9 protein-coding genes and 1 riboswitch are annotated in these 13,719 nt (G+C 56.1%); of the genes, 5 read left to right on the top strand and 4 right to left on the bottom strand.

The features are described from left to right. The first annotated feature begins 5 nt into the window (after positions 1 to 5). A complete protein-coding gene (locus ACQKLP_RS02610) occupies positions 6 to 1,001 on the top strand; it encodes a DUF5007 domain-containing protein (protein WP_427319775.1) in 996 nt (331 codons plus the stop codon). Between the two features lie 67 nt (positions 1,002 to 1,068). On the opposite strand, the gene ACQKLP_RS02615 is transcribed toward ACQKLP_RS02610, so the two are convergent. Both ACQKLP_RS02615 and ACQKLP_RS02620 read right to left on the bottom strand, forming a co-directional pair. Next, positions 1,069 to 2,232 carry a trans-sulfuration enzyme family protein gene (locus ACQKLP_RS02615; RefSeq protein ID WP_427319777.1) on the bottom strand — a complete coding sequence of 388 codons (1,164 nt, stop codon included), beginning with the start codon at positions 2,230 to 2,232 and terminating at the stop codon, positions 1,069 to 1,071. A gap of 17 nt (positions 2,233 to 2,249) precedes the next feature. Next, the gene (locus ACQKLP_RS02620) at positions 2,250 to 3,575 is read right to left on the bottom strand and encodes an APC family permease (protein ID WP_427319779.1); all 1,326 of its coding nucleotides are present in this window, start codon (positions 3,573 to 3,575) and stop codon (positions 2,250 to 2,252) included. Between the two features lie 47 nt (positions 3,576 to 3,622). Continuing rightward, positions 3,623 to 3,828, top strand: a riboswitch (cobalamin riboswitch). 105 nt (positions 3,829 to 3,933) lie between these two features. Here ACQKLP_RS02620 and ACQKLP_RS02625 point away from each other — a divergent pair. Genes ACQKLP_RS02625 through ACQKLP_RS02635 form a run of 3 tightly spaced genes read left to right on the top strand, consistent with a single transcriptional unit; the run spans position 3,934 to position 7,433 of the window. Next, positions 3,934 to 5,826 carry a TonB-dependent receptor plug domain-containing protein gene (locus ACQKLP_RS02625; RefSeq protein ID WP_427319781.1) on the top strand — a complete coding sequence of 631 codons (1,893 nt, stop codon included), beginning with the start codon at positions 3,934 to 3,936 and terminating at the stop codon, positions 5,824 to 5,826. 16 nt (positions 5,827 to 5,842) lie between these two features. Further along, positions 5,843 to 6,439 carry a DUF6580 family putative transport protein gene (locus ACQKLP_RS02630; protein ID WP_427319783.1) on the top strand — a complete coding sequence of 199 codons (597 nt, stop codon included), beginning with the start codon at positions 5,843 to 5,845 and terminating at the stop codon, positions 6,437 to 6,439. A gap of 58 nt (positions 6,440 to 6,497) precedes the next feature. Next, positions 6,498 to 7,433 (top strand): ABC transporter substrate-binding protein, encoded by a 936-nt coding sequence (locus tag ACQKLP_RS02635; RefSeq protein ID WP_427319785.1) that lies wholly within the window; start codon positions 6,498 to 6,500, stop codon positions 7,431 to 7,433. Positions 7,434 to 7,480: 47 nt separating this feature from the next. On the opposite strand, the gene ACQKLP_RS02640 is transcribed toward ACQKLP_RS02635, so the two are convergent. Both ACQKLP_RS02640 and ACQKLP_RS02645 read right to left on the bottom strand, forming a co-directional pair. Beyond that, positions 7,481 to 8,989, bottom strand: a complete 1,509-nt coding sequence (locus tag ACQKLP_RS02640; RefSeq protein ID WP_427319787.1) for a SusD/RagB family nutrient-binding outer membrane lipoprotein — start codon at positions 8,987 to 8,989, stop codon at positions 7,481 to 7,483. An 18-nt stretch (positions 8,990 to 9,007) separates the two neighbouring features. Beyond that, on the bottom strand, positions 9,008 to 12,136 hold the full coding sequence (locus ACQKLP_RS02645) for a SusC/RagA family TonB-linked outer membrane protein (protein ID WP_427319789.1): 3,129 nt from the start codon (positions 12,134 to 12,136) through the stop codon (positions 9,008 to 9,010). 306 nt (positions 12,137 to 12,442) lie between these two features. On the opposite strand from ACQKLP_RS02645, the gene ACQKLP_RS02650 reads away from it, so the two are divergent. After that, on the top strand, positions 12,443 to 13,719 hold a 1,277-nt coding region (locus ACQKLP_RS02650; protein WP_427319791.1), incomplete at its 3' end, for a DUF5690 family protein.

Genomic DNA, 13,719 nt, shown 5'->3' on the forward strand with positions numbered 1-13,719 from the left:
TCCACATGGCTAAAAAAATTCTTCAATATACGATCATGGGATGTGCTATTGCCGCCGTTGCGACGACGGGCATGGTATCTTCCTGTAAAAAAATCCCGGAAGGCTACATCAGCGAGCAGATCCGTTACGTGAACGACACCTTCCGCGTATTGCGCGGCACCAACTGGAACTCCGATCCGAAAGCATTCGAGCTGGACGGCTCCAACTATCCGATATCCGTAAAGCTGACGGAGATCCGCGACCTGGCTACCGGGAAGGCGACCGATGTGTTCAGCAAAAAGAACAAGGTGTATGTCTGGACGGCCCTTTTCGATCCTGCGAACGATACAACGGTGGCGATGCTGAACAAGAAACGCGAGTTGCTGGAAATCCCGGCGCTCCAGCTCATGGAAAAATCCGGGCAGCTGATGTTCAACGAAGGGACCGGTAATATTCCCGCGGGCAACTATGCCTTTGATGTGTCTGTCACCAACCAGAGCGGCACCAAAACGTTTAAAGGCATCTCCGTGATCCAGCTGCTCGACCAGGCTTACCGGCAGGAAGGCGCCCCCGGTTGCGCATACTTCATCGACGGCACCACTACCAGCGGCGACATGGGCTCTCCCTCGATGACCGTTAAAAAGATTTCCGACGAAGGTTACCAGGTGCGGATCAAGATCACCGACAAGAACGGTAACGCATTCAATCCCAAAGCCGGCGAACTGATCAAGCGTGGCGACCGCCCGCTGTTCGAATCCTACGCGAAGTTCCATCCCGTGGAATACACCGATACTACGATGGTCTGCAATTACGAAGTAACGCCGTTCCCCCTGAAGGAATACCCCGGCTACGGCTACCTCATGTATTACCGTATCCCCAGCCAGTTCGTAAAGCTGGACCCCGGTGTGGCGCCGACCGACGAGCAGAAATACAACGTAAACCCGCGGTGGACGTTCCGCATTCTCGTGAAAGGCACGTTTGAAGTAACGTTCAAGCTGCCAAAGTGTACGCGTAAAGCATAAGCCGATCTGTCGATATAAAAAGGCCCGGAACATTCCGGGCCTTTTTCGTTAAAAGCGGTCTTATATGTCAGTTGATGGCGCCGAGCGCCTGGGCGAGATCGCTGATGAGGACGCCCGGCTCTTCCAGTCCGATGTACAACCTTACCATCCGGTGTTTCGGTATGGCGGGGTCGAATTCGTTTTCCGCCAGGGAAGCGCAGGCCGGGAACGCCAGCGACTCGTGGCCGCCCCAGGAAACCGCCATGAGGAAGCGTTGCAGCCCGTTACAGAACGCCTCCACCTGCTCCCGCCTTTCCACTTTCAGCTGGATGGTGATGAGCCCGGCGGCGCCGTGCATCTGCTTTTTCGCCAGGTCATATTGCGGGAAGCCGGGGTCCATCGGGAAAATAACCCTTTCAATTTCAGGCTGTTCCTTCAGCCATTCGCAGATCGTTTTCGTGCTCGCCGCGCTGCGCTCCAGCCGGATTTCCAGCGTGCGGAGCCCCCGCAGCAGCAGCCACGCGTTGAACGGCGCGATACCGCTGCCGATATTGAGCAGTTCCGACATGAATATCTTCCGGATCATTTCCTCCCGCCCCGTGAGCACCCCGGCCATGGTATCGCTATGCCCGCTGATGAACTTCGTGGCCGATTGCAGGCACAGATCGATGCCCAGTTCGTGCGGCCGCTGGAAAATGGGCGTGCAGTAACTGTTGTCGATCATGGTCACGATCCCCTTTTCCTTCGCCATCGCGGCAACGGCGGCAATATCCTGCAGCTCGAAAGTGAAGGAATTGGGGGATTCGAGATAGATGAGGCGGGTATTGGGCTGGAGGGCGTTGCGGAAATTGGCGGTATCCGTTCCGTCCACGAACGTGGTCGTAACCCCGAACCTGGGCAGGATGCTCGTGAACAGCTGGCCGGCCCAGTTGTAGGGATCGCGGACAGACACGATATGATCGCCCTGCTGAACCTGCGACAGCACCGCCGCGAAAATGGCCGCCGCACCGCTGCCGAAGATCAGCGCGTCTTCCGCGCCATCCAGCGCCGCCAGCTTCTTCCGCAGAATATCGATGGTAGGGTTGTTGCCCCTCGTGTACAGGAATCCTTTGTATTCATCCCGCAACAAATCCCGCATCTCACCCACCGATTTGAACGCAAAGTTGCTGCTTTGCATGATGGGTGGTGCAATGGCATTGAAATACTGCTCCCGGTCTTCACCCAGTTGGTTTATTATAAATGAAAGGTCCATATGTCAAACTGATAGCGCTAACTACGCCGCCGTACGGCATAGCGCATGAAAAAATAAATGGGTAGCCCCGCTACAAACCAAAACATCCCTCCGAGCGCCTGGTTTAGATCTTTTATAAAAATATTGACGGTGACGAATAAATACACGGTGATGAAAATGGCGGGAACGACGGGGTAGAACTTCATTTTGTAGATGCCCGTTCCGTCGAGGTGCGCCGTTTTCTTCCGGAGCACAAATATCGTGGCTGCGGCTGAAGCAAGGCCAATTGAGTCAAAAAGCATGACATATTGGATAATATTGTCGAAGTTGCTGAGGAAATACAGCATGCCGACGATGAGCAGCGCGAAGGTGGTGAGCGCCACTTCCTGCACCTGGGTTTTGGCATTGACCCGCCTGAAAACGCCCGGCAGCACGCCATCTTCGGCCATGGCGTAATACATCCGGGGGTTCGACATGAGGTTGACGTTGGCGTATCCCAGTACCGACAAGAACAGCAGTACCGAAGTTACCTTGAAGCCATATTCCCCGAAAAATGCTTCGGCCATCCGGGCGGCGAGGGCTTCGGTGGTTTTCAGCTGCTCGAACCCGATCACTTTCACATAGGCGTAATTGACCGTGAGGTACAACAGCAAAATGATCCCGATCCCCAGCAGGATGGAGCGCGGCATGTTTTTCGACGGCTCGCGGACGTCTGACCCGAAGTTGATCGTTTGCTGGTAACCGCCATAGGTGAAGAAAACCGGCACGAGCGCGGCCCCGAAAATGTAAGCCCAGCTGTGTTCCGCCACCGGAACGCCTGCTATGGCCGGTGGCGCCACATGGCTGCTGAAGGCCGCCAGGCAGAGCAGCAGCACGAGGGTCATTTTAAAAACCGTCAGCACGTTCTGCCAGCTGGCGCTCATACGGATGCCGAGCATATTAATGATGTATAGCACGAGCACGGCCGTGATGGCGATGGTTTTGCGCCCGCCTTCGTGCTGCATCGGTCCGGGGAGGATGACGGGGCCGATGTATTCCGCTCCCACGATGCAAACCGCCGCGATGGAAGCGGCGTTTGAAATGACGAGGGTCCAGTTGATCATGAAAGAATATGCGGGATGGAAACCGACCGAAAGTACTTTATAAAACCCGCCTGCCACGGGGAACCGGGAGCCGATCTCGGCATAGGTGAGGGCGCCGCAGAGCGTAACGAGCCCTCCCAGCACCCAAACCATATAGAATAATTGCGGCGTGCCCGTTTCGCGGGCCACGCTGACCGGCGTGCGGAATATTCCCATCCCGATGACCAGTCCGACTACGATCATGGTAAGGTCGAACGGCCCGAGTTTCGGTTTGATGCTCATGATATACAAGATAACCGATTAACGCTGTATTTACCAAAATATGCGTAGGTTTGCGGCCGGTACACGGTTGCCAGGTCCCTTTCCGGGGCCGGCATTAATAGGGAATCCGGTGAAAATCCGGAGCTATCCCCGTAGCTGTAAGCCCGCATTTAACGTTTTCCAGGACCCCAGCCACTGTTCCGGCACATCGGAACGGGAAGGCCTCCCGGGAAGCGGGCGAAGCCAGAAGACCTGCCGCATACCATTTTTAATCCGCGCTTTCGGGTGAAAAGCGGAGGGCATATGCGGCATTGCTGCCATCATACGTACTTTTCAATTCTCCCCGGCGCCACTGATTTTTTTACAATCTATGGCCTACATGAAAAAAACACACCTGGTCCTGACCGCCGGCATCCTCGCCGCCGGGCACACCGCGCAGTCGCAAGACTCCACACAGGTTTCCCAACTCAACACGGTTGTGGTAACCGCCACCAAGTTCAACAAGAAACAATCCGAAACCGGTAAAGTGCTCACCGTCATCGGGCCCCAGACCATCGGTCACAACACGGGCCGCACCGTGGCAGACGTGCTCAATGAGCAGGCCGGCATCGTGATCGGCGGGGCTTTCTCCAACCCCGGCAAAAACCGCGAAGTCTATTTCCGCGGCGCTACCTCCCAGTACACCACCATCCTCATGGACGGCATCCCCGTAGCGGACGCTACCGGGCTTACTGGGAACGCCATCGACCTGCGCTTCCTGCCCATCGACCAGGTAGAACGTATCGAGATCCTCAGGGGAACGTCTACCACCCTGTACGGCTCGGATGCCATCGCCGGCGTGATCAACATCATCACCAAAAAAGGCGGCACCAAGCCCGTTAATGTTTACGGCGACCTGGTATACGGCTCCAACCGCAGCCTCAAAGGCTCCGCAGGCCTCCGCGGCAAGCAGGACAATGTAGACTACAACATCAGCTTCACCCACTTCACGACCGACGGTATTTCCGAAGCGGCAGATACGACCGGCACAGGCGATTTCGACCGCGACGGGTACACATCCAACGGCCTCAATGCCACCGTAGGTATCCAGGCCACCGAAAACCTCCGCCTGCAGCCATTCCTGTTCTTCAGCGATTATAAAAGCAGTTTCGACGGCGGCCCGTTCGTGGACAGCAAGCTCAACAAGAACAAATCCAACGCGCTGCATTCCGGCGTCCGTGCGCAATATGACCTTTCGAAAGGCGCCATCTTCGGGAATTTCGCGTACCAGAAAGTGACCCGCGACGACGAAACTGATTGGGGCAAGACCTTTACGGACGGCCGCGCCTATTATGGCGACCTGTACGGTCATTACGACATTACCAGCTGGTTCCAGGTGATGGCCGGCGCGGAATACCGGAAGTCCGAGCTCACCGATACCGCCAACTTCAAAGACGTGAAATACCGTACCCGGGAGCAGCATTCCACCAGTCCGTACGTAGCCCTGTTCCTCAAGGACCTGCATGGCTTCAACATGGAGCTCGGCGGGCGGTACACCCTTCACAGCCAGTTCGGCAACCAGTTCACCTACACCATCAATCCCAGCTACGTGTTTTCGGACAAGTTCAAAGTGTTCGCCAGCGTGGCTTCCGGGTTTAAAGCGCCAACGCTTACTTCACTGTACAGCATTTACGGCAACAAAGACCTGAAAGCGGAAGATGCCGTGAGCTATGAAGCCGGTGCGCAGACGTTCCTGTTCAATAACAAGCTGGACCTTCGCGTGGTAGGCTTCCGCAGGAACATCAAAAACCAGATCTCCTACATCAACTACAAATACATTAACTACAACCAGCAGAAAGATAAAGGCGTGGAAGTGGAAGTGATCGCCCATCCCATCGAAAAGCTCACCGTGAAAGGGTTTTACGCGTATGTAGACGGCGAAGTGACGACCGTTGGCGGCAGCGGGAAAGACACGACGTATTCCAACCTCATCCGCCGGCCCAACCATACCGGCCAGATCGAGATCGGTTTCCAGGCCACCAAAAAGCTGTTCGTCAGCACCACCGTAAAACATACAGGCACCCGTAACGACCTGTTCTACAAGTTCCCCCGGTCGGAAAACGTGGCGCTGGACCCTTACACCATGTGGAACGCTTATGCGGAATACAACCTGGGTAAAGCGCGCGTGTTCTTCAACGCAAATAATATCACCAATAACAAAAAATATTGGGAAATTTACGGCTACGCCACCCTCGGCTTCAACATGCAGAGCGGCGTATCATTTTCATTCTGATCTAAATAACTGACGCATGTCCATCAAACAAATCCAGCCGCGTTTCATCGTATTACTGCTTTTCATCGTAGCGGGCGGCGTACTGCGCATACTTGCCGCAGGCCAGCTCACGCCGTTTTCCAACTTTTCCCCGCTGGGCGCCATGGCGCTTTTCGGCGGTGCGATGTTCGCCGATAAATGGAAGAGCTACCTGTTCCCTTTGCTGGCGCTTTTCCTCAGCGATGTGATCGTGATGAAAACGGTGTATGCGGCGTATGCGGACGGCTTCCTGTTCGAGGGCTGGTACTGGAATTACATCGGCTTCGCCGCGATGGTGCTCATCGGCCAGCTGGTGATCCGCAACGTGAAGGTGCTGCCCGTTCTCGGCGCTTCCATCCTCGCAGCGGTCGTATACTGGCTGATCGTGGACTTCGGCACCTGGATGCGCCCTACCAGCATCGACATGACCACCGGCCTGCCCTTCAGCCGCGATTTCGCGGGGCTCATGAAGTGCTACGCGCTGGGCGTCCCCTTCATCAAAAACACCCTGATTTCCAATGTCGTGTACAGCGGCATCTTCTTCGGCCTGTTCAGCTGGCTGGAAAACAGGGTCCCGGCGCTTTCCGCCCGATAAATCATGAAAAGGCCGGCCGCAAACCGGCCTTTTTTCTTTCACCCAAACCTCCCGAACAATGATCGCCAGTTCTTTCCTCCCCGCAGCCACGCAAATGATCTACGACATGGGCCTCCAGCATTTGCTCGACGGTATCACGTTCGAATGCCCGCCCGCCGCACTGGCCGAAAAGCAGAAAGTGGTCCGCTGCGTGCTCGAAGGCAAACATTACAGCAGCGAGGAAATCGATCGCATCTTTTCCGCGTCCAAAGCACAGGGGAAAAGCTTGTATTACGTGGATGACCCGGTGCTTGCGGCCATCGCGCCGGATGTGATTTTCACGCAGGACGTGTGCGAGGTTTGCCAGATCGATACGCACTGCACCCAGCAGGCCGTTTACAAACTCGAAAAGCAGCCGGCGCTGGTGAGCCTCAGTCCCAATAACCTCGACGATGTTTTCCAGTGCGCCATTACCATTGGCCGCGCCCTCGGCGAAGAAGCCGCCGCTTTCGCATACGTGACCGCGCTCCAGCAAAGGCTCGACGCCGTGGTGGACCGCCTTCGCCAGCACCGCTCGCCCCTCCGCCGCGTGATGATCATGGAATGGATGGCGCCTGTTTACAACTGCGGGCACTGGATCCCTTACCAGGTGGCCTACGCAGGCGGGGTCGACATGCTGTCTAACCCCGCGGGCGATTCCATCGTTACGCCCTGGGAAAAAATCTTCCGCTACGATCCCGAAGTGCTCGTGATCGCTCCCTGCGGGTTCCTCACCGGCCGCTCGCTCGACGAGCTGGATCTCGTCACCAAAGTACCGGGCTGGGAAAACCTCCAGGCCGTCCGAAACAACGAAGTCCATCTCGCGGATTACGATCTTTTCACCCAGCCCAGCGCCAGTACGCTCACCGATGGCGTGGAAGTGCTCGCGCACCTCTTCCATCCCCACATCTTCCCCCCGCCGCAACATTTGCAACATAAATTCCGCTCTATCGATACCCGGGCGGTGACGGCATAAAAAAAGGGCCTTCCAGAACGGAAGGCCCTTTGCTTTTCAATCACTGTTTATTTGATCAACCACATTTCGCCGTTGATATCGTCTGTGCCGCCGAACTGCCGTTGCAGCGCGGCTTTCACCTGTTCGTTATTGGTTTGGTACTCGCGCTGCGGATAGAGCCAGCGACGGGGGATCTTTCCGCCGTTGGCGTTGGCCGGCCCCACATCGAATGTCGGGATGCCGGTGCGGCGGTACTGGTAATAGGCCTGGCGCCCGGAGTTCATGAAGAACGCGAGGTATTTCTGCAGGAGGATCTGCTTCAATCCATCGGCGTTATTCCCTTTGTATTGCGCTTTCGGGGTAGCAGCGTACCAGTTATTGAACACGTCTTCACCCAATCCGTAAAACGCGAACGAAGCCTTGATCCCTTTCTTGTACCAGCTTTCCGCGTCGCCGGGCGCCCATCCGCGCTGAATGGCTTCGGCGATGGAGAAGCAGGTTTCAGGGAAGCCCAGCTGGATGCAGGGCTCACCGCTGCCCGTCTGCCAATAGCGGCGCTCGTTACCGTATGAAAGGTAGCCGTTGGCGTTCTGCGAGGAAAGGTCGCTCAGCACATCGCCCGTTCTGCCGCCTTTGTAGGAAGAAAACCGCGTGGCGAAACCGGGGATGTTGTGATGCTTGGCCGTATCCACCGGCTCGGCGATCTCGAAAGTGCGGGGATCTTTATAGGCCACCATCGTGTCGAGGTAAGTGGCGCCCATATTGTTCCGGCCACGATCGAACCCGCGGTTATAGGGCCCGAGCGGATACCGGTTGTCCTGGATGTTGCCGTTGAATACCACCTGGTAGTTGTCCGTATTCGCTTCCATAATCGGGAAACTCGCGGGCGCGGCGAGGATGGCGGCGAATTTGGCTTTCACCTGGAGGTCGGCATCGTCTGCATGTTTGCTGAGGTTGATGAGTACGCGCAGGCGCGTGGAATTGATGAGCTTGTGCCATTTGTCGAGGTCGCCGTCGAACATAAAATCGCCATTGATCTTGTTTCGTTTGGCGGCGTCGAGGAAAGCTTTCATTTCAGCGGCGGCGGATTCCAGCAGCGCCAGGCTCTGGCGGAACACTTCCTTCTGTGCGTCGTATTTGGGCGTAAAGTTTTCGTTGCCCGACTGCATGGCTTCGCTCATGGGAATGTCGCCGAACTTCATCGTCATATCGATATAGCACCAGGCTTTCAGGAATTTCGCGATGATGAGGTAAGGCTTGTTTTCGTCCCCGCCCAGGCGGTTGGCTTCTTCCTCCATCTTCTGGATGTTGCGCAGCACGTTGTACCGCATGCCCGTGGAGCTCCAGTTGTAGCCCTGGCTGGCATAATAGTCGAAGTTGGAGACCCAGAACTGGTTTTCGCGCTGCGCCTGGTCCCAGGGGTTTTCCTTGAGGTCGATCAGCACGCCGGTGAGTAAAAGCGTGGGTGGGGAAACGGTGGGCTTGTTCGGGTTGTCTTGCAGCCCTTCGAACTTTTTGCACGACGCGGCACCCAAAGTCAGCGCGGCGCATATGAGGATGTTGGTAAGTTTTTTCATGTGATGCTTTTTACGGGATCAGAAGGAAAAATTCAGGTTGATGCCATAGCTTTTCACGGAAGGCGTCTGCAATCCGTTGTTGCCTTCGATGAACTGGTCGAGGTCGATGTTCTTGTATTTGGTGAAATACATGAGGTTCCGCGCCACGAACGATACGTTGGCGGATTTGAACGGCGTCCGCGACAGCTTGCTGGCCGGCAGGTTGTAGGTGAGCGTAACATCGCGGAGCTTCACGAAGGTCTGATCGATGACGTTGGAAATCTCGGCCCCCATGAGGTTGTAAGCCCAGTCCTGGAACGTGGTTTTGTTGGTATTGGGCGCAAATTCCCGGGTATCGGAGATCACGTTGCCGTCGCCGTCGCGCTTCAGTTCCCCTTTGGTCACGATCACGCCATCGCCCGTCCAGTGCGGGATCGGTTTCCCGGTAACGGGGTCGCGGAGCGCGTCTTTCTCCCTTTCAGCAGGCCCGGCGTCTGGGTGACGGCCGCCCTGCCAGAGCTTCTGGTTCACGTAGTTCAGCGTTTTGCCACCTACGCGCCCGTCGAGCAGGAAAGAGAACCGCCAGTCGCCCAAAGTGAACGTATTGCTGAGGCCGCCGAACCAATCGGGCGTAAAATATCCCACTTTCTTTGGCAGCGGGTCCTTCACCGGCAGTCCGTTGCTGCCATAGACGATCTTCCCGTCGGGCGAGCGGTAGAAATCGGTGGTGTAATAAGCGTCGGAGCGCTCGCCGATCTTGATATAGCCCAGCTTCTGCTGGTCGCCGTAAATCTCCTGCAGATAAGGCTTGTAGGTTGTCCAGTTCACCATCACGTCCCACTTGAATTTCCCGGAAGTAACGGGTGTTCCGTTCAGGGTCACTTCCACACCGCGGCGCATATATTTCAGGCCGTTCAGTTTTTTCGACAGGTAGCCGGAAGTCTCGGAAACGGGATTGTCGAACACCTGCGGGCCATCCACGGCGCGGTAATACGCCACATCGAACCCGAGCCTGTTTTTCAGCAGGCGCATGTCTGTCCCCACTTCGAAAGAGGTGCTGAAATACGGCTTGATCTGGTCGTTGAAGATTTTGTCGGCATAATAAGCGGAAGGCATGTTGGCCCAGCGGGTGCCGAGGGTGTAGTTGGCGATGTTGGAATAGATGGAAAGGTCTGCGCCCACGCGCGCCCAGGAGCCGCGCACTTTCCAGTAGTTGATCACTTCCGGCAGTTTCACCATTTCGGACACGATGCCGCTCAGCGATACGGAGGGGTAGAAATACGTGTTGTTGCTGAGCGGTAAGGTGGAAGAGTGGTCCATCCTGCCGGTGAGGCCCAGGAAGAGATAGTTCCGGTACGAAAGGTCTACCGAAGCATAGGCGCTTCCCACTTGCTGCGTGGCCGTGTAGTTGGTAGGCTTGCGCTGCTCGCTGGTGTTCTCGAAGTTATACCACATCGGGATGAGCAGGTCTGCCGTTTCCCCGTAGATGTTCCGGGTGTTCAGCGTCCGGAGGTTGGCACCGGCGTGGGCCGACAGCTCGAAATGACGGCCGAAGTCCTTGTCGTACGTCAACAGGAAATCGGTGTTGTTCTCAAAGTTGTACGTCCACCATTCGCGGTACTTCCCTTTCAGGTTGGCTTCGTAGGCGCCGGCGGAATAGGGGAGCTTGTTGCTTTCGTAGAGGTTGCTGGTATTGATATGCGTGCGCAGCATGGCATTGAAGTTCTTCGCGATCTTGTAGTTCGCGGAAATGTAGCCGTACACGTCGTCTTTATAATATCCGCGCAACCATTCGTTGGCGATGAACCAGGGGTTGTTGTAGCGGAAATACTCGAAGTTATACTGCTGGATGCCCTCTTTCCCTTTCTGCCAGTAGTTCTTCAGGTCGCGCACGTCGAAATCGGCGCCGCCCCAGATGGTCAGATAGTAGATGAAGCTGTTGGGGCCGTAAGCCAGGTTGGGATAGTTGGGCGTGTATTGTTTGTTGTAATTGATGTTCACGTCTACCCGCAGCCGGTCCGTGAAATTCACGCCGCCCGCCAGGTTCACGTTGGTGATGTTGACATGGGTATTGGGCACCTGGCCGCGCTGGTAGGTATGTGAAGCCGAAAGCCGGATGTCCGTTTTTTCGTTCCTCGACGATACGGCTACGTTGGCGGTAGACAGGAAACCGTTGCGGAGGAAGTTGCGGAGGTTGTTGGGCCCGCGTTGCAGCCAGGGCGTGGGAATGGGTTTGCCGGTGGCGGGATCGATGGGACTGTCGAATTGGGGGAGCTCTTTCCATCCGCTGGCGGTGGAAGGGTCTTTCACGTTGAATTTCGGGCCCCACTGGTTGTAGTCCACATCGTTGATGCCGCCGCCTTTACCGTCGCCGAAGGCATATTCGCCGTAATCGCCGGGGCCGTAATCGTTCTGGGTTTCGGGGATGGCGTTGTACCCGGCCTGCAATTGCTGGCTGGTGTTGAAATCGACGCGGGTGCCGGAGGTGCCGCGCTTGGTGGTGATCTGGATGGCGCCGTTCACGCCGCGGGAGCCGTAAAGCGCGGAGGCGGTGGGGCCTTTGAGCACGGAATACGACTCGATGTCGTCCGGACTGAGGTTCCAGGAATCCGAGCTGATGGGCACCCCGTCTACCACGATGAGCGGTTTCACGCCGCGGAGGCGGATGTCTGGGTTGCCGAAGAGGTTGGGGTTGGAAGCGATGAGCAGGCCAGACACTTTGCCCGAGAGGGAGTTGACGGCATTGGGCTCACGGGCCTTCACGAGGTCGGCGCCTTTGACTTCCTGCACGGAAAAGCCGACGGCTTTCTTTTCTTTCTTGATGCCGAGGGCGGTTACCACTACTTCATCGAGCGATTTTTTGTCGGTAACGAGGATGATGTTGACGGATGATTGTCCTGCCACGGGCACTTCCTGCCGGAGGAACCCGAGCGAAGAGAAAACGAGCACTGCGTCGGAAGCGCAGCTGATGGAGAAGTTACCGTCGCCGCTGGTGACGGTGCCTGTGTTGCCACCTTTGACTTTAACGGTGACGCCGGGGACCGGCTGGCTGTCTTCGGACACGACCTTGCCCGAAACCAGGTGTTGCGCCCAGGCGGGGGCGCAAGGCAGGGCGAGTGCGAGCGCCAGGAGCGCTACCCTGAGAAGTGGTTGTAAAATGTGATGCATAAAGGAAAGGATTAAGCGTTTTGCGAAACAAAAATGAGGGCATTGTATAAACCAAATGTTAAGTATTACTAAATTTAATAGTATAGAAATATTAAAATAATAATTCCTTAACACGCCAAACTCCGTGGAAAAAACCAAACGCACGAACTTCGTTCAATAGCAATCTGACAGCCTATTACAGTAGATTTTGATCTAGATTTAAAAAAAACTCCGGGGAAACTTTTCCCGAATTTAAAGAATTTTCATAATTTACAAATATTAAACTCTAAGAGGGTGACAGGTTGGATATACTAAACACACGTTACTATGATCCACAAAAGGCTTCAACAACCGTCGGGCATATTTTTCATCGCCTGGTGCCTCCTTGCCTCCTTCGGCACGTATTTCTGTATGTATGCATTCCGGAAGCCCTTTAATACCGGGCTTTATGAGGGCCTGACCCTGTTCGGGCTGGGGTACAAAACAGTGTTGATCATCGCGCAGGTAATGGGGTATATGGTCTCCAAGTTCGCCGGCATCAAGATAATTTCGGAATTGCGCCCGGAGCAGCGCATCCGGCTCGTGGCGTGCCTGATCGGGTTTGCATTGCTCGCCCTGCTGGGGTTCGCGCTCGTTCCCCATCCCTATAATTTCTTCTTCCTTTTCCTCAACGGCCTCCCCCTGGGGATGGTCTGGGGCGTGATCTTCAGCTTCCTCGAAGGCCGCCGCTTCACGGAGATCCTGGGCATGGGGCTCAGCATTTCCATCATCGCCGCCTCCGGCATCCTGAAAACCATTTACCTGGAAATACAGTCGCTGCTCCCCTGGATCACCGAATTCTGGATGCCCTTCGTCATCGGCCTCCTGTTCATCCCGCTCACCTGCCTGTTCATCTGGATGCTCTCCGTCATCCCCGCCCCCAGCGAAACGGACAAGCTCCTCCGCGCCGAGCGCGCCCCCATGACCCCGGCCGATAAGTCTGGCATCGTGCGGAACTTCTGGCCGGGACTACTCTGCATCCTCCTTATTTATTGCCTGCTCACCACTCTCCGCGATTTTCGCGACAATTTCAGCGTGGAAATCTGGAACGAGATCGGCGGCAACCACTGGAGCCGGGGCATCCTGGCGCAAACGGAGCTCATCAGCACGGTGATCGTGGTGGTCTGCGTGTCGTGCCTGTCGCTCATCCGCAATAATATCCGTGGGTTATGGGCCACCAAAGGCCTGATCGCGATCGGCATCCTCATGACGGGCGCCAGCACACTGCTCTACCACCGCCAGGCCATCGGCCCTTACAGCTGGATGCTGACGCTGGGCACAGGACTCTTCCTGGCCTATATACCCATCCAGGTGGCGCTGTTCGAAAGACTGATCGCGCTGTTCAAACTGAAAGCCAACGCCGGTTTTTTCGTGTACGGCTGCGACGCCATCGGGTACCTCGGCAGTGTGGGGCTTTTGCTCTACCGCGAGTTTTTCATGAAAGACCTCCGCTGGAGCCGCGTGCTCATGCAGTTCAGCTACCTGCTCTGCTTCGCCTGTCTTGCCCTGTTAATCACCGCTTTCGTATATTTCAACCGCAAACACGGCATCCGCAACCTCTTCCG

Source organism: Chitinophaga sp. NPDC101104, from assembly GCF_050277495.1.
Lineage (GTDB): Bacteria > Bacteroidota > Bacteroidia > Chitinophagales > Chitinophagaceae > Chitinophaga.